Below are 19,355 nucleotides of genomic sequence, written 5' to 3'. Positions count from 1 at the left end.
ATAATACCGTATGTTCTCTGTATGGCTGTGACCAAGCAGATATTTGATAGCGTCAAGCTCAATATTGCCGCGTTCGTCCAAAATAGTTGCGATGCTCGCCCGAAATACATGCGGCGTCACCCCTCTTCCCCGCCCCAACCGAGACCCTCGCATATTTTATTCGTGATGCGGTTCAGCTGCTTGTTATGAAGCGACTGCCCCTTCAGACCGAACAACAAGGTATCATCAGGGTTAAACTGATTCAATTCTATGCGCCTCAGAATCAGCTCAAAAAGCTTGGGCGTCAAGTCTGCACATTGCTGATATCGAGTATTGTTGACCGTATTGATTTTCATAGAAAAAAACAGACCTAGAGCTACGATCTGTGCCAGGTCTGTTTTGACGATTTGTGACGATTAGTGGATCGGATCGCCCCATCTGGTTACATCGGGTTCGGTTGGATGTGGAGATGGGCAGGATTCGGATGGCAAGCGCGTTTTGCGTGAGATCAGGCAGCCGCATTCGGTGCAAATTTGTTTGTTGGATGCGGCTACAGCGGCCATTTTGTAGATGAGTGCTTCTGGTGGGTCTGAGAGGTTGGGACAGCTCATGCAGGCTGCGAGGCGTTTTTGATTGGTTTCGTCATCGACGCGGGTAAAGCCTACTTTTCCCCAGTTCCAGAGCGCTTCCCCCATCTTTTGTACCAATGCGACTTGTGAGGATGCATCTAGCTTCTCTACCTTCTTCTCGGCAGGTACTGCTGGTGGGTTGGCTAGTAGATGCTGTAAAAAGACGGGTTGCTTGCGGCAGTTGAGCAGGTTGCGTGCATAGTTGGAATCATAGATGGCCGCGTACAGAACTTCTTCGGAAACGGGTTCCGTAAGCTCTAGGATTTCAGCGAGTTCCATACATTTTTCGGCTACTGTTCCTTCCATTTCCGCAATGGTTTGCAGGTCCATCAATCATCAGACTCCTTTGGTTTAGCTCTTTGGTGTGGTGGTGCTAAAGGTAGCAGTTGACTTGTCTACGTTTAGGTTGGAACCGTCTTTGGTAAATACACGGGTGACGGTGAGGGTGTATTCGGTATCGGTGGCCAGTTGAGCGGTCAGGATCACTTGGGATGGATCGGTCTCGCTGATTTTGGCAGAGTCTACCACGGTAGCAGGTTGCAGGATATAGTGCTTCGAATCGATCGCGGAGCTTACTTCTACGGGCAGGTTAAAGCTTACGGTGATGGTCGCAGGTGTTGTGCCAGTGTCAGCGGTAGCACCTTTTACTTCAAGCTTGTGTGGTACGACTCCACCTGCGCATGGTGGCAAGGAACCTCCGGAGAATGCTACATTCATCGTTTGCAGACGGCATGCGATGGATGGGTTGTTACCGTTGCCTGGTTCGCCTTGAGCACGTTCTTCGCTGATGTAGCCAAAGAAGGTGGTCAATTCAGAGATCCCTGCCATGACGGTGTTGAACCATGCATCGCCAAAGAACGCGTCACGGGTTACTTTAAGCACACCGTAATAGTCGGCTTGGCCGCGTTGGGAATAATGGTGGTTGTCTTCTGGCTGGCCGCCATAGAAATGAGCCACTTGTTGCGCCAAAATCAGGGCGAGACCATCGAAACTGAGGCACTGCATACGAACAAGACCACCTGAGATGTACACGATGTTGCGATCGAATTCGCGGAATGCATAGGAGTTGATGTGAATATCGTCCCATGCGAGGTGGAACCAGACTTCTGGATAGAACGCATTGTAGAGCTTGGTCAGATAGTTGACATAGGAGATGCCGATCGTATTGGTCAAAGACACCTTCTTAGCATCTGGGTTGCTGATGATGTCGGATTCTTGATCTTCATTGATGAACGCTTTGGCGTGGTCTGGAATCGCACGGTGATCGGAGCCATATGGTTTGAAGCCTTTTACGACGACTTCGAGTGCTGGATTGTCAGCAGCCATCGCCGCGAATTGGTCAGCACCGAGGTGAATGTTGCGTGCGATGTATTCCTCGGTTCCTACTTCGGGCAGCTCATCATGTCCGTAATCTTTGATGTCTTCTGGCATTTGGTTGAAGTGGATCTGCAGCAGATAGTCGGCGCAGACGACCCCGTTGGCGTTGAGCAGATGTCCCTCTACTTTGTAGTCAAAGTTCAGGTCGGTCGCGATGTGGTGGATTCCGCCTTTGTACGAGCCAAGTCGGACGGCGTGGATCGGTACCGCCTCTCCTTCTGGTGACAAGAGCTGGTCTTCGGTTGGTACCAGTTTGTCGGCGCGCTTGAGCTTGCCGTTTGGCAACATGAAAATATGGTCAGGTGTAACGACAAGACCTTGGTCATCCCCATAGGCCAGATAGATCATGCTGGCTTGGCTAGAATCTGGGCCTGTACCGCTTGAGAACAAGACAGATTTAGGTGCCCAGTTCAGTTGCATGCTGCCATCAGCGGTCTGCACTTCGGAGGCGACGAGCACTTCGTCGTTGACGATAAACTCTTCAATCGCTTTCATCCCTACTGGAGTAGCAATTGGGGTACCGTAGGCAAAGCACGAGCAGCAGCAATAGCACTGGCGGAATGACCACTGTTTTTGCGGTTCTTGCTGCATCTTTGCTTGACAGTCTGCTGCGATGGTGTCGATGCTGGTAAAGTAGATTTCGCCTGTCACCTTGCTGTAGCACTCGATGGATGGGACTGGATCATAGATATGCTCGCTGCTTGGGTCTGGGCAGAGGGCTTCGTGTCCTGGCGTGTTGTTGAAGTCGATGCAGTGGTGGTTATTTGCGTCATTGCCGCAGACTTGGAACTTTGGCTTTAGGCGTTTGTTACATTCATTTGCGTCGTATCCCATAATCGATTGGCCTCCTGTGCCCTGCTGTCTGCCAGTCAGGGCGTTTTTTTAGTGGTGATGCTATGTGGTAACTCATTGTACCTATAGAGAAGGAGTGCTAAGGGTAGACCCGTAGACCAAAATCCACTCAAGATTGATGAACGTGGTCGGATCAAGTGCATCATCTGTGCCAAGACCCAGAACGCTCGCCTCTGACAAGGAGACGGTGATCACCCATGGCTGGTCGAGGAACTGACTGCTGGCCAGATGCAACCCATTGATCGCGCCAAGGCTGTTGAGTAGCGTGATCGCTTTGGATGTACCGTCTGGGAGCTTGACCGTCAGTAGTTTGGTGCTATTGACTGGGCTTGGTGTGTTCAAGCGAATGAAAATGCTTTGTAGATCAGGCTGGTTGACATTTGGCACGAGCAGACGGCTATCGATGGTAAAGGACAGGGTTTTCGTCTGATTCTCTGGCGGCGTATGCATCAAGCTGTTCCATGAGGCAGGGAAGGCTTGCTTGGTGTTGACATAGAGCGAATAGCTGGATGCTTGGTTGGCAAGCTTTTGCTCGACTGTTTGTTGGAAAGAGTCTCCGCCTGACAACGCCGTATATTTGAATTGGATGATAACGTCAGTGATACTTTCATAATTGATGCGATTGGTCTCTTTGGGCAGTCGTAGCTCCCATGAGGAGACGGCACCTGTTCCTTCAAATGGCAGGTAGCGATCATCGCGGAAATCGAGGACGAACATGCCTGAATCATCTACCCCACGCGAAATGGCGATCTGCTGATTCGGCGCCCAGTTCTCACGCAAGCCGGTGGTGGGGTGTGTCCCCTGCTTGCGATTGAGCAGAAACTCGACGGCTTGCTCGTTCGGGCTAGTGACGATCGAGTTGCTTGTCTGGATTAGGGTGGCATTCACATTTTGATACGGGCTTACGATGCATGGGATCGTGATCGACAGCGACTTGATCTGGCGTGAGTAGTGACCAGGGAAATCGTAGTCGAACAGAATTTCATCGAGGCTAAAGTTGCATTTGCCTGTGGTTTTGAGTTGGAGGAAAGCTTCTGGATTGATCTGCATCAGCGAGATCGATTTCTCGATTTCGAGACGGCGAATATTTTTGTCGAGGTAGCTACGCTCCATTTGGGTCAAGGCAAACATCAGGCTCTCCCCTGCCATCAGACCGCGACGCAAGCTGTCCCAATACTGCATGTTGATATAACTATCTTCGCTATCTAGCTCGAATTGGTAGGCCGTCTGGGCGTTTTGCGCTACTTCGAGGGCGATCTTGTAGGTCTGGAAATACACTTGGGAAATACGGTCGATCATCCACTGATAGAGGTCTTCATTGGTGAATTTAGACTTGAGGAAGTCTTCGATCTCTTTGGTCTGGCTAATGTTCTTCTTGTGCACGGTAAGCTCTTGCTGGGCAATCTGGAGACGAATCTGGCTTGCCGCGATCTCGGATTGGATCTGCAAGACTTCGTCGTCAGCCATCAGCTTTTGGAACTCCCACTCTTCGCGACGGCGGTCGTGTTCACCCATCATGGCGGCGAGCTGGGCGCCTTGGTTTATCTGGTTGGCTAGCCCATCGCTGATTCGCGCCCCCGCGTCAATCGCCTGACCAAACTCCATCCCCCCATCAGCCAGACCAAACACATTGGGTGCCAGATAGCCCGCAATCGCGACCCCGTGGATGGCGATCGCTGTCGTTTGGAAGGCGATGGCGACTGCCATCATCTGTTGACTGGACTGCTCATAGGATGAGAGTCCGTTGGTGATCAGGGTCTGGTAATGATTGCTGCGGTCGGTTGTGGTGCGCAGGCTCTTTTGCAGGGCATCGAGGTGGTTTTTGGCTTCGTCCACCTGCTGTGTTTTGATCTGGGTTATCAGGTTTTGGATGTTTTCCTCGTGGGTGGTTCGCAAAAGCTCAAGCCCGGAGGAGTCTTTCTTCTCTAAGGCACCTAGCAGCGCAGAGCCGAGCTGGATGACGGTGGATGTCATGTTTTTGGCTTTTTCGAGCATGTAGATAAAACGATAGTTCGGGATGGCTTGCTGTCTTCGGTTCGCTAGGCTCAACACATTGTTGCTAGTCGCTGCAGCGCGAACCAGTTGCATCGGGTCAAGTGGTGGTTGGAACAGGTCCAACTGACGGGTGATCCCTGCCAGGTTCATGCAGTGGCGGATTTTGTAGAGGCGATCTTCTACGCGATCCCAGTAGGCGATGAATTGATCGTTTTCCGGGACGCAGAAATACGCGTTGAAATCATTGAACGGTTTGCCTGCCGAGCTGATGGTGGCGGTGGATGTAGGTGAAACCAACAGCGTGTTTTCAAGTTCGATTAAAAATTGCGGGATACCGGCTGGGTTGGCTGCTTTGATCTGTTCGAAGGTAGCTGGTGGCTGCTCTTTGGCATTGCCTACTTTTTGCGGGCGTGGCCCGAGTAGGTCATAGGCATATTGGTACAAGAGCGTGGCTTGGGTGATCGATTCCCAACTGTCTTGGGCGAACATGTAGTCGCCCCAATCGATCAGCACATCGATGTATTGCATGACGATCGCTTTTTCGTAAGCACCTAGGCGCAGGACCGCGATCGCGTGCGGGTCGAATGGATCATCGTTCCATCTGCGGATCGCTGTTTCGTCGCTTAACGTCTGCTCGAGGGTGTCTAGCGTACGGTTGCGGAACGGTTGGAACTGCCAGTAGAAGCTTTTGTCTGTGGCGACTTGGTAGTTGAGCAACAGGTTGCGAACTTCCCTCGTCTGTTGGAGCGTTAGTGGTGCGCCTGTGGTTAGCTTGAGGAAGCTAAGGTCGGTCTGCGCGTTGAACTTAGTCTCGACCCGGCCTGCTGAATCGATCGCTGGCTTTTTCACCGAGCTATCGGTAGAGTCAGTGACGGTTGGAGTTGTTTTCAGCGCTTGATAGATCGCCTGTGAGCTCGCTGGATCGATGTCGCGGGTATACGTGCTAAAGCTGTCTGGAGCAAGGAGTGTCTCTTGGAGTGTTGGATTGAAGATGTATTGCAGCCATTTTTGCGCCTCGTCGAATTGTTGGTTGGAGGCAAGGCGCATCGCAATCATCCACGGAACATGGAAGAAAATCTCCCAGAAGTAAGTGCCGTATGCTCCATCAAAATCGACCTGTGTGCCATCGATCGCAAGTGGCGCCACGACATTGTAAGCAGGCTCTAGACGGTCAAATGGCATCTGTGGAACGACTGGAATCTGTTGGGATCGAAGCGACAGCAATTGATCGATCCCGCCGATGAAGAGGCTATTGCTTAGATGGCGGATCGCCGATGTCGTCAGACGCAAGGTGTCAAAGGTGTAGTCATGCAGGCTGATGATCTGGGTAGACGATGGCTTGCCTGTATACTCGAGTAGCATTAGCGACGGTGCGTTAAAGAGCATGTTGCGTACTTTTCCCAACTGTTTGGGGCTAAGACCCAAGTCTGCTAACAAGAGGCTCAAGTCCATCCCTGGCAACAGATCGAGTGAGACGCGGCCTGCATCGTCAATGATCTGGTAGGTCGTGAGTATCGCATAGATTTTGGTGGAGTTCTCGGTGTTCACCCCAGTGGACATCAGGGAACTCTGTTGAACCAACGGATAGTTAAGCAAAATATTACGCACGGCTCGTTGCTGGCGCTGATCAGGGATGACGGTACCAAGGATCAAATTCAGGTCAAAGGTAGCGACCACTCCCTTGTTTACTTTTCCTGTGGTGGCAGAGACTAGGCCGTAGGTAATCAGGAGGTTGTAGACCTTCTCAGACGTAGGTGCATCCACTTTGCCATAGATAAACGAGCTCTTGCTCATCAGTGGCTCTTGTACGTTGAGTGCATCGGTGAGGTAGGCGTAAAGGTCTTCCCTCGGCTTTAATAGAAATGCTTCATCGCCGTTATCAAAGATCAGCCAGTTGGGTTTGTTCTTGACGACGAGTCCTCTTCCGTTCTGCTTGGAGATTTTGTTGAACAGCAACGGATCTCCTTTGGCTTCGAATAGCTTGGTCTGTACCAATTGGGCTTGTTGCTCGTTGACTAAAGTGCCGAGCATAGCGGCAAGTGGTATTTTGGAGTTGAAGCTCGGGCTGACATAACCTGTGCTAGCGTCGATGATCTGATAGGTTCCAAGGACAGCGTAGATTTTTTGCGAGCTATCGTCGGTGATGCCTGTGGCTGAGTCGGTAAAAGATTTCGGATTGACGGCTACAGAAGTCTTGGCTTGGTTGGTGACGGGTATGAGATCCCCGAAATAGTTGCTCTGCAGCGCACTGTCGGATTGGATGATATAGAACTGACCGTGTACGGTATCTACCTGTGGCTCGAATAGGAGACTCAATTCGCCTGAGCTGTTTTTGGAAAGCAAAAGGAACTCGTTGCTCTGCATCAGCGAATCTTGTTGCATCTCGGTGTTGAGCGTCATGATCTGGTTGAGTGGCACATGAGCATCGTTGGCGGTCGAGATCGCACCGTTTAGCACCACAGCGCTGTTGTAGACATTGAGGTTGAAATTGCGGCAGTCAGGGTTGCTCATGTCGGGAAGTGCAGGAATCGTTACTATTCCAACACTATCGGTGGCAATCATCTGACCGAACATGATCGAGATGCGTTCGTTATCGGCGGAATCAGGCAGGACACGGAGCGCATATACCTTGTTCCAGTACAACTCCTCCTGCTCGTAGGAATCGCGGAATGGAATCTCATTGGTCAACGGATAGCTCGTGCTGTCGGCTGCTTGGTAACTGATCACCTGCTCCTCGCCTAGTGTCTGCGGTTGAATCCAGCGACCTTGGAAGTTGTAAAAGGAAAACTTGGTGCTTGCCGTGAACACTTGGTTGTCAGCGGTACGACTGCCGCCTGTGCTAGTGGATTCAATAGATGAGTTGGAGGCGTTCTTATGCTCCACCCAGAAAAGGAACAGCTTGCTAAAGGCATAAACCGGGGTGATGATCGCGGCATTGATCGTGATGTCAATCTTTTGCCACTCGGACCATACCTTGCCGTCTTCAAGTGTACAGTAATAGTAGATATACGGCTCACTCTGCGTGCGGGCGAATAGGAACATCGTATCGATATCACCGCGCAAAGGATCGTTTACGATGCAGTTATAGCTGTCAACATGCTTGAGCTTGGCTAGTTCGGAGAAGCCTTCGATGTAGGTGCGGTAGGCATCCTCCACCGCTTGGGTAGTGATGTCACCTTGGAGTAAAGTACTCTCCAAGTCTTTGAACAGCGCTGTCTTGGAGTTGCGCAGGGCGGGATCGAGGTAGTTTTCTGGGTACAGGTAGACTTTGCGGTTGGCCTCCCAAATGCGGTAGTTCATCATCCACTCCCACCAGATCGGATGAATCCCGACCGAAATCACCCCTGGTTCGAGGTTAAGTCGGCAACGCTGTAGGTATTGCTGCACAGATGCGATCGCTTGAACGATCGGCGAGATGTCGGCACAACCGCTCATCTCCACGTCGATCAAGAGATATTCGGATAGACTTTGTGCAGAGCGGATTTGATTGAGACCCGATTCGCTCGGCTGTAAGGGCAGTTGCCAGAGGGCGGTGTCGAGCAAGACATCCCGCTTGTTCTCAAGCAATGTCTGATTCACGCTACTGTAGACGGTCGGCCAAGTATCTGCATCGTACCTGGACTTGACCGTGGTCATGACAGCATCAGCGGTATCGAGATAGGTCTGCCAGTCGGCATCTGTGAGTGTGCCGAGGTTGTTGAGTCGCTGTAAAAAGGCCATGTCCACCCCAAGTTTGTTGCCAAGGTCGAATGCTTGCTTCAAGCGAGAGATGTGGCGCATCAAGGTAGTGTCTTGCTCGGGGTCGTTGTTCGGGCTATCTGTCGCGTTCGAGTAAAAGGCCACCAACAGATCGTGCGTCTGAGTCGCGTCCCAGTTGGTCAGCTTGGCGAGCGTGTCGGATTGGGCGATCAAGGTCTGTGGAGTTGGCGGATAGAGGTCATATACCAGTTGCACGAATCCATCGGTGGTATCGTTGAACGCGATGATGAGCTGGCGGAACGTGACGATATCGATCACGCTGCCAAAGGCAAGCGGGTCTGCGAATGTCTTGATCTGGAACACACCAGGACGGTTGGCGATGGCATCGATCTGGCTTGAAGTCAGACGCAGCGGGTCGGTTAGCATCAGCCAGCGTGATAGCGCACTCATAAAAGCGTTGATGTAGACAAGATCTGGCGTTTGGCTCAAGAAAGCAAGCAGATAGTTGGGTACATCTTTAGGGAGAACCCCCCTGCTCATGTCGACGGCGATGGGGATCAAGCTTCTGATCTTGTCCGTTTGGCTGCCGAGGAATGATGCTAGCTGTTCGATCAGCTTGGTGGTTGTATCAGATGCGATCTCTTCCCATGCTGGCAAACTGTTTTGGATCTGGTTATTCAAAAGGATTGAAATGGCTGATAGATCGGTTGAATCGCTGTACGACGAGGTAAGATTGCCATTGGTGTCGATGAGGCCAGCATGGGTCAGCGTGATAAAAATCTGGTTGGACAGCTCTTGGTTGATCAAGGTCGCAACGAAGGATGAGTTCTGCAACAAGGTTTGATTGGTCCGAGCGTTTTGCAGGGTCGCTTTGATCGAAGCGATGACTTGATCGGTAACAGGCTGGAGCTGGTCTGTGGTTACGCTAGAAGCTGGTACGATCATGATGCCGCTTGCAAACACTCCGGTCTTCACCGACAACTGATCATAGTACGTGGCGGACAGCGCTTCGTTGATGATGTCAGCGACGAATGCGCTAGAGGTAGCCTGTGTCGTGTGAATCAGACCTTGTAGCGAGTTGAGGAAGCTTGTGAGACGATCGGGGTCCTCTTGGTTATATTTCGCGGTGACATAGGTGGTGGAGCCGTTGTTGATCAGGTAATCCAACTGGTAGATGCTAAGACCTGAGGTTTTGACCCATGTGGCAGCATGGATGATCGTGTTGAGCTGCTCAGTGGACAGCGTGGCGCTCTTGATCCCGACGAGCCCAAGCAATGTCAGGTACGGCTGGATACGTAGCCCAAGCACCGATGCCAGCTTGCTGTGTCGATACAAGATGGACAGGTTGGATACGCTCATGTCGATCGGTTGGGTGAAAAATGTGGTCCCGAGCAGTTTTAGTTCATCGAGGCTCACGCCCACGCCGGACGCGATAAAGCTTCCATTTTGCATGGTGGCGAGATGATCTGTTTGGTTCCAATCCCATGTTGATGGGCCGTTGTCGTAGTCCGTATAAAGCGGGTTCTTGGAGTAGGAGCCTTGCCCCTTGTCGCGCGGATGATAGGAAGGTTTGCCACCTATTGCAGATGGGGTGTTGAACACGAGATCGAAGAGGGCTTGTGAGGGGGTGCTCCCCCCTGCCCCACTCGTTTTCATATCTGCAAGGAAGCTGCATGTCACAGCGACAGAGTGTTGGAAACGTTCGCTGATCTGCTTGATCTGTGCCAGCGTGGCGAGTCCTGTCACGAGCGGGTCTTCTCCCCCGATCACCTGCAGCGCCCAGTCGAGGTCGGTGTATGACCACCCCAGTGTTTTTGCCAGACGTATAAATCGGTTCACCCGATGAAGGGCCGTTTTGGTCACATTTTCGATATGGGTTGAGTCAGCGGTTGAGATTGATAAAGGCGGGATCGAGCCTACATTGATATAGAACGCTTGAGTCAGCCCGCTTTTGATCTCGTTTGGCCCTAGGTTTTGGTAGAGCAATACGTTGAGATCGTCTGGGGTTAGTCCGGTCTGGTTAAGAAAAGTATCTACATCAGATAGCACCGAAAGTTCTGCAGTCGCAGGCAGACCGTACATCGCCAGAAGCGCTTGATCATCAGCGGTCGCAAATGAGGCAGGAGTTGGTGTGGTGATGAGTTCGTATTCTTTGGGCGATAGACCGAGCGCTTCACGCGTCTGCACCACTTCCGTTTGGCCACATATACGATAAATGGTGTACAGGTCGGTCTTGAGTAGAGCCAGTGTGGAGCGGATCGTCGCGAGTGGGTTGTGGTATGGAAGCTGTACAGGGTAGATCGCTGTAGATAGATACTGGTCTACACTCATGCCGCTTGTGATCACAGATAGATTCCGGATCAGGTTCTCTACGACGGTATTGACAATGGATAGATACGGCACAGTGGCATTGGTGTTTTCGCAGGTAAGTGGCAGTGTCGAGATATCGTGGCGTCTGCTATCCAGCTTCCAGTTGGTATGAATGGTATTTGGGTTCAACTGGGTGATATAGCTATCTACCATCCGCAATAGGTCAACTAGGTAGGCTGCAGGGCTAAAGATCGATTTGCAGTGATCGCACTCGCAATAGTTGAGACTGCCAAAAATCTCTTGGTAGCTCGGCAGTGCCGCCACCAGTTGCGCTTGGTCATCTACACGTACGCTATTGACCCGCATGGCTTGCGTATGGGGTGAGCCATGGACGCTTTGCAGGTTAGCCCAGAGGTGGAGGGTTTTGGCTCGTACCTCTGATGCTTTGTCGTAGATATGGTTCGCCACTTCTTCATGAGAAAGGTCTGATGGTGCTGCGTTTTGTGGAAGGCTGTTGGCCACCTGTTGATACGTTTTGACGAAATCGGCTTTGCTCATCGAGGTAATCTTGTGCGCCGAATCTAGGTTAGCTGCATGTAAAGATTGCGCGAGATCGATATCAGGTACGGGGGTTAAGCGGGCAATCCGTTGTAAGCTCTTGATCTGATTGAGTTTTTTTTCTTTTTCCTCTCCCTCGCTTTGCCATGGTAGTTGGCTGACTGCGGTTGGATCATGTAACGGGAACGTCAACAGGTTGTATTCATCGCTGTTCTGACGAAACAAGCTGAGGATTTGATCGCTTTGGGACATTTTGACACCTCCATATCACCTATTTTTTTATGCAGGAACTTTGAGGCCAAAATATTTGTACAGCGCGGTCGTTGCTTCTGTTTTCTTTTGCTTTTGCAAGACATCGGCGCGTAAGATCGTCGCTGAAAACTTGGTGTGATAGATCGACTTTCCATTCGGATCGAGGATGTTATAGAAGAAATCGTCGGCGATATGGGAGAGCTGGCCGTTCGGTTTGACCCGGACGTTGGCCCCTGCACGGATCAGCAGTCTTTTCCCTGTGTCCGAGACGAAATCTTTGACCGCGAGCTCTAGGCCGAGCTGTACCAGATTGGACCCTTGGCTACCCGCGACGAGGTTATCGGCTGATTCGGCTCCACCGAGGCAGTGGGCGATCAGATGGCACCATGCTTCTCCCAATCCTCCGATATTTGAATCGTCACGTCCCGAATAGGTGCTCGCAGGTAAGTTGCTTCCATTGAATCCTTGTGCGGCTTTGGCCATGGTCGTATTGGTTGAGTCTCGTCCATCCACGTTGAGGCTTGATTTAGATACGAGCTGTTGTTGCTCGACATAGACATGCTTGCCGATGAACAGGCCTCCTTTTACGTCAGCGGCCCCGACTACTTTTGAGGGGACACTTTGTGCATGGGTCGGAGGTGCAGCGAATTGGTCGTAGGTCACTTGGGAGCGGTCAAAGTCTTTCTGGAGCTCCTTGGCGATCGAAGCAAAACGGCTCTTGTTCATCCGTAAGGTTCTTCCCCCACGTCTCCCTGCAATGATCTGTACTTGGTCTTCCTTGCTTCCTTTGGAAAATTTGGCGCGTATCTGGATCGCCTCATCAAGGTTTTTTTTGGCGATTTTCTTGGAGCCTCGGTTGATTCCTGTGCCTTTCTTTTTGTTGCTGGTAGAGGCGTTCTTTTTCCCCCCTACTTTCCCCTTGCCTTGCCCATCTGGATCGGTAAAGATAAGTGGATTGCCACTGACAAAGGCATAAAGGTTCAAGCCATCTTCTTCACCAGCCGGGTCGGGATTGAGCCACCTGCCAAGCCACGGTGGATAATAACGGGCTCCGAAGTAATAAAGTCCCGTGCAATCGTCGCGTTCTTTTCCGGTGAAACGGTATTCTTTGAGCGATACCTCTCGCTCGCTATCCCCTGCGATCAGTGCGGTGCCACCATAAGGGAAATATTCTTCGTAGCTGATTAGCTTGGCCTGATGATCTAGTTCGATCGCGGCAGAGCCCAAGTGGTTGGTCAGTGTCCAACGGTTCTTGCGTTCGCCGGGGTGGTCAGTTTCTTGGTTGAAGTCGTCTTTGGCCCAATAGTGACTGATCGCAACTGTGATTTCGCCGCGCATGATGTGATAGGAGTGACGGTCGAGCGTGGTCGTAGTGAGGTTGGCTGTGACACGCTTAACCCGTTTCCATTCGAGGTTGCCGAGGTAGAGTTTCTCGGTGATCTCGGTGATGGTGTCACTGATCTTGCGTTCGGTGACTTTGCGGATGCGCTGCCCTGTGTGATCATAGACAAAAAAGCTACTGTCCGAGCTACCATCTTCGCGGACGATCACATCGGCGCGGGCGATGTTGTTGCGATAGTTCCAGTTGAGGTTGCGTAGGTTGTCGAGTTGGCTGAGATTGCCGCCGGCATCGTAGGTGGTGGTCTGGGTGGTATCGGTGCCACTGCCTAGCGTGATCGAGGTGGTCCGATTGGAATCTGGGCTGATCTGCATCGCTCTCGTCCATGAGGCGGATGTGGCGTAATGCTTGATCGATGTGAGATTGCCGCCATCGTCGTAGGTGTAGAGTTCACGGTAGTTTTCCAGTTTTTCCGTGTCATTGGGGTGGCAGAACGGCATGAAGATGCTTTGTTTGAATCCGTTCTGATAGGTGTTGCCTTGGACGCCGGGGTGTTGTCGCCCAGTTCCTGCGATCAGTCGATAGAGCGCGTCATACGTATAGTCACTGAGTGGCTCTACGATCTGTTGGTTACAGAAGACGGTCTGATAAGTGGCATCTCGCAACCTTGTGATATTACCTACGGGGTCGTAGCAGTAGGAGATGTCTTGCAAAATCGTTTTGCCTGTGGAGCGGGTCTGCATGAGGTGGTGGGTCGTCTCCTCGTAGGTGTAGGTAGTGGTGACTCCATTGCCGTACGAGATAGCGAGAACCTGCCCGTTGGCGTTGTATTGGGTATCTAACACGTAAGGTTGCTGGGTATTTTGGGCAGTCGTCATTGCTATGCTTTGGAAAAGGCCGCTCTGGTTGTAACGCGGGGTGATCGTGACGGAATCAGGGGTGGTCTCGTTCTTCACCCGTCCGAGTGCATCATAGGTGTAACGTGTAGGGAATGTCTCGCTGTCGAGTAAGTCGGTTGGTGGATGATCCACATCCCAGTTCGCTTCGGTCTTGTAATCGAGACGCAGTTGGCGGAAGGATTGGAGCGCACTACCTTGGAGTCCGTAGCTGTCGTATTGGATCAACCCTGCTTGGTCGTAGTGTTGGTAGATTTGGCCACGCATATTTTTCGCTTGGGAGTCGCTTGGGGTGCTGCCGTAATGCTCCCCATAGATGATCTGCTCGACGGTCTGGTTGAGCACAAGTCCATGGCCATCGTCGCCATCCACATGCACGCTGATCGGGCGTTGGAGGCGGTCATAGCTGGTCGCGACATGAAAACCTCTCGCGTCCCACGAATGGACGGGGTGATCATTGATGTTGAGCAGGGTGAGCCGCGTGCCCGCGTCGGCACCGACCGCTCTAAAAGCCCGTCCTCGCATGTCATACGTATATTGGAAGTTGGCGTAGTTGGTGCCGTTCGCTCGATTGCTTTCGTACAGGCGCGGATCGACGGTCATTAGAACGTTACCGAGGATATCGACCTGGCTGTAGGTGACGAGATTGCGGAAAAGCGGTTCGGTCGAGGGAGCTGGGTTCACCATCTGCTGAATCTTTCTGATCGGATGACCCACAGTATCAAATATCGTCACCTCTGGCGTACCATAAAACACAGCAGCCTTTTCGAGCGCATCCACTTCATCCTGCTGCTCTTGTGTCAGTTCATCTGTTACATGGGCCATCACGCTTTGGTAATACGCCGAGTCCTTGACCGTATCGTTCTCGTCGTAATAGCGTTCCTCCCATGCAGTCCGCTCTATTTTGGTGAAAAATCCCTTGGGCGTGTCGACCCGTTGCACACGCATGAGCGCGTCATAGTGGGTCATGGTCGGTGGTGGCAAAAGCTTCTCCACGTCTTGCTGCTGTTCGTATGTAGCGGTTGTGGAGTAGTAAGGTAAGGATTGTTTGGCGACCCCACCTTTGTTGTTATAGACGGTACGGCCTGAGACGAGCCAGCGCTTTGCGGCGATGTCCCCTGTGATCGTCGGGCCTGGGTCTGCGAGTGTCTTTTTCTCTACTTCTCGTCCCTGACCATCTGAGTACGTGATGGCGATCATCAGACGGCTCGTTTCGCCTTCGGATAGTTCGCTGACATGGGTCTCGCGTGTCAGACCGATCATCCATGTCGGCTGGTTGTGGTTGATCCATGCGAATAAGTCATAGGCGTAAAAAGTTGTCGCTTGTTGCAGGTAGGCATGTGGATCAGACAGCACTTCCTCCAGCACGCTAGATGGTCGGGGCTGGTACGAGGGTAACGGTTGATCTCCCTGCTCCTTGCCATCAAGCGTACCGTAGATCGTTGTAGCTACTACGATACCAAGCGGGTCGAACAGCACTTCGGTGATCGTACCGTTGATGTCGGTGATTTTTCGTGGTTGCATCACATGGTAGTCCAGTTCTGCAACCAAAACGTTGGCGAGATCATCGGTCAGGTATTGGGTGGTCGTGGTTGGAACGAGGCTGTATGTATCGTAGGTGTACTCGCTTTTGCTACACAGATAGGAATCTGCCGGGGCGTACGTATTTGCCAGAGAGCGCGGCAGGTAAAAATGGAGATCGGTTGCGGTGAAATACATCTGTACCGACTTATAGTGCCACCAGTAACCATCACGTAGGATGTAGCCCCCATCGGACTGAAGCAGATCGGCGGTCACTCTCTGCTCAAATACACTCGTAATCCACTCCGACGAAAAGATTGCCTCTTCCTCATGATGCAACAAGACCTGCGCCGTCAACTGACCGAGTGGCAGTGGTGCATCTTGCGCGTCATTCCAAAAATAGCGTCGTTCCCACGCCAGACGACGAGATTGCTCGGTATTGGGTGTAAAAGCTTGCTCTAGTCCGATCAGATTCGCGAGGGCTTGCTCCACTTGGGCTTTGGCTTGCTCAAAGGTGAAATAGGTCACACCTGCGAGATCCAAGCCGTTTAGCTCGAATTTTTCATGCTCGCAGTTGATTCCGTTCACCCAGAAGCCATCTGTCACATGGATGTAGCGATGTGTATCAGCCGTAGCCAGCAGGGTCATCTGCTCGGGCACAACGTCACTTCCCACCCGGCGTGGATAATACACCTGACACATCTTTAGTACTTGGGCGAACTCGTCTACCTCTAATGCCAACTGATGCTCCACTCGCGGGTCATCTGGATTGCGCTCATAGGTAAAATGAATCTGCTCGCGCTCATGGGTGAAAAATACGCCAGGCTGATCCCCCGCCGCTTGTACAAGACGAACCTGAAAATTCGCCATCTTCACTTCATATGGATGCTCCGAAATCCCCTCCATATCGTCTAGCCCATACACTTCCTCCCGAATCAACGTCCCTGCGAGGCTTCTGCATGCTTGACGCAAGGTCTCCTGATCGGTCGAATCGATTGCTGCATCTACTAGACTCGCAGGCATGCGATAGATATGTTCATCCTTTTGATAAAAGTCGCGGGCAAGTGGTGCAAGCAAAGCTCCATCTGAACTACATGCACCTGTCTGGAACCAGCTTTTGGTATAGAGTGGCGCCGTATACAAGGATGGCTCGATCACCTCAAAGCCATCGGTCGTAAGCCCCACCTGTCCATACGTATCAAACGTCTCGGTGTCCCACTGCTCCACGAACCCAAAACCCTTGAACTCCCGTTCCTCATGATCGTAATAGCCGTCGTGATAAGCAAAACGAACCACCTCGCGAGAACCCGCGATACGATCAAGCGTCTCGATGCTCTTTACCACATGCACAGGAAAAGGAACGCGCGTCGGCCACTCCCGCCCTGCCAGTCGATCGGCCAGCGAAAAAGCAACTGATGTGCTGTAGCTAACGCGGGTAAAGCCGCCCATCTGATCATCCACCGAAACGAGCAGATAAGCTTTTTGACCCCCGCTAAAATCAAGCGCATAATGACGCACGACCCCATCTGTTTTCGTCAAAATAAACTGGGACGAGCCATTGCCCACTACATCGGCAAACGAGATCACATCTTGATCCGTGTAACATTCAGGTAAACCGATCACAATCGGTTCGCTAAAGCCATTTCCGCTCTGATTGAGATAGATTTCCATTCGGTCGAAGTGAACATAGATTAGGTCAGCTGTTCCCGTGCCATTCGTATCAGCGAGATACAGTCGGGATGCTTTTAGCTCCGAGCCATACCACGGAGCCTGACCGAGTAGCACACGTTCGCCAAACCGCCCGTATCCTAAGTTCGGCCAGCACTCCACACTTCCATTGCGAATGCGCACACGATGGGCCAGTCCATCCCCCATTACATCGGCAAACGTCACCACTTCTTCCGCATAGTCAGCCGTCGCAGTCGGGAACGAGTCTTCTCCCCCCTGTGCGATCCCCGTCTGTACAGAAGCGCCATAGCCCGCTTTTTTCTGTGACGGATAGTAGCGTAGCGAGCCTGCCTCCATCATCAATAGATCGGCTAGCCCATCGCCATCCATATCAACCGACTCTCGCTCATGATGGGTCGCCTCGCTCGGATAGGAGGTAAAGCTCTGATACCCGTCCCACGTCCCATCAGAGTGGCTCTCGTAAAAACCACCTCGCATCGCCGTGGTCACGACCAAATCCAACTTCCCGTTGCCTGCAAGACTCATCAGCGAGTATGTCACCTGATCGATAGAGCGCTCAATTGGAAACGCATACGGTGCCTGCGGATCTTCAAACTGCCCATTGCCCCTAGGTCGCCAGTACAAGGTCGTCGCCCCATCACTATACAGACAACCCGCCAAGCCATCCCCATACAGATCGACAAAATGATACTTCCCATGCTCAGGCACACCCGAAATGGTCCCCGCCGTATCGACCAAGAGAGGCTGGAATGTCTGTTCGCTCGGCTCGAAGGTCGAATATTCAAGCAGAACCGGTGGCATTGCCTTCGTCTGATAGCTTCCATCTGCTTGCCGGCGACAGCCAATCACTTCCACTTGCTTCATAAACGAAAAGATAGCGCTTTCTTCATAGACCAGGCGTGTGATTTTCACCAAGCAAGGCTCGGCGCCCAGCTCCTGTTCCATATGATGAAACATCAAGATATTGCGGCACAAGCGTAATGTCCGAAGCTCAAACCCGCTTCGATAGGAAGAAAACGGGTCAAGTCGTGTCAGCCATTGCCCAGTCGTTTGATACGGATTGCAGTTAGGTTGTGCCAGTGTCGTGTCACCCAGTTGGTATTCACCATAGTCGAACACGATTTCAAACGCGTATTTCTCATTCTGTTGGTCGTCATAGTAGTTGCCGTAGGCGATGCTGTGAAGATAACGGTTGGAGGTGCGGGTGAGGGTATGTGCGGAGGTAGTTATGGAGAGTTGGCTAGCAACCTGAGGCTGATCGTCTTGATACTGGTACAGGGTTTTATTCCCCTTAGCATCACAGGTCTCTTCAAGTAGCCACTGAAACACACGGGTCGGATCATCCGGGTCAGCGATTCGCGTCTCTTCGCTTTGTCCATACAGGGAGGTGACTTGTTCACGAGTGATCACTTTCCAATACGAGGAGGTCGCGTTCTGATAAAAAGCGATAAACGAAAAGGCTCCCTCGACGCGCGGACGGTACCTCGTGATGTTCCAGACGCTGCCATCCTGCTCTATGACTTCTGTCTGGACAGCCACAAGCTGTTCATCGTCTAAGAGGAATAGATCCGTGTTCTCGTAACGCGGGATGCCTTTATCCGTCCTACGTGAGATCAGCGAGAGTGACAGCGAAAAACCCATACCAAATGGGCCGTTTCCACTCGTCGAGCTATAGGTGAGCTGCACGGTTGGTTCTGCATTGCGGCATGGAGAGGCGTAGATGGGGATCGAGTAATTGCCACTTCCCGTGAACAACTGTGGTTTGAATGTTTCACCGATGCTACGAATGGCCCCTCCCCCTTTTGGGAGTGAGGGTTCTACCACAGTTAGGTCAGGTTGTTGGCTTGTTTGTCCCACTTGCTTGGGGTTACGTTCCATGACTCAGCTCCTTCCTAATTAGGTTGGAATCTCTATGATTTTACATAAATAGTACCCAAAACTAAACAACATAAATTTCTTGTAGTTTTTAGTAGAAAATTCCTAAGAAAAACCTTCCTATTAACCTTGGAACAGGCTAGAAAGCGCTAGGAAGAGCGATCTACTCAATTAAGTATACACACAATTGGGTGCAAATGGCAAAATAAACTGAACAATTCGACAACCGAAAAGGGCAGACGGTTTCCGCAAATGAAAAAAGCCTTGTCAGATACATGGCTCATGGAGGATCAAACTCGAATGAAAAAGGGAATGTGGAAGGCAAAGTGAGAAGGAGCCGAATCGAGCGGCTCTTTCTCATGCTGAAGATTTATGAAATGAAAG

5 protein-coding genes are annotated in these 19,355 nt (G+C 51.7%); all 5 read right to left on the bottom strand.

The window, feature by feature from the left end; translation table 11 throughout:
* Positions 1-116: 116 nt before the first annotated feature.
* The 5 genes from FGI41_RS25300 to FGI41_RS00485 all read right to left on the bottom strand — a co-directional run bounded on the left by FGI41_RS25300 (position 117) and on the right by FGI41_RS00485 (position 18,974).
* The gene (locus FGI41_RS25300) at positions 117-245 is read right to left on the bottom strand and encodes a hypothetical protein (protein ID WP_255298243.1); all 129 of its coding nucleotides are present in this window, start codon (positions 243-245) and stop codon (positions 117-119) included.
* Positions 246-395: 150 nt separating this feature from the next.
* Positions 396-938 (bottom strand): hypothetical protein, encoded by a 543-nt coding sequence (locus FGI41_RS00500; protein ID WP_139487951.1) that lies wholly within the window; start codon positions 936-938, stop codon positions 396-398.
* 21 nt (positions 939-959) lie between these two features.
* On the bottom strand, positions 960-2,819 hold the full coding sequence (locus FGI41_RS00495) for a hypothetical protein (protein WP_139487950.1): 1,860 nt from the start codon (positions 2,817-2,819) through the stop codon (positions 960-962).
* 81 nt (positions 2,820-2,900) lie between these two features.
* Positions 2,901-11,651 (bottom strand): Tc toxin subunit A-related protein, encoded by an 8,751-nt coding sequence (locus FGI41_RS00490; protein ID WP_139487949.1) that lies wholly within the window; start codon positions 11,649-11,651, stop codon positions 2,901-2,903.
* 27 nt (positions 11,652-11,678) lie between these two features.
* Positions 11,679-18,974: a SpvB/TcaC N-terminal domain-containing protein gene (locus tag FGI41_RS00485; RefSeq protein WP_139487948.1), complete on the bottom strand. Its 7,296-nt coding sequence runs from the start codon at positions 18,972-18,974 to the stop codon at positions 11,679-11,681.
* Positions 18,975-19,355: the final 381 nt, after the last annotated feature.

This window comes from Brevibacillus dissolubilis (assembly GCF_006170445.1).
In the GTDB taxonomy this organism is placed as follows: domain Bacteria; phylum Bacillota; class Bacilli; order Brevibacillales; family Brevibacillaceae; genus Brevibacillus_B; species Brevibacillus_B dissolubilis.
This window is presented reverse-complemented; position numbering and strand designations above follow the sequence as displayed.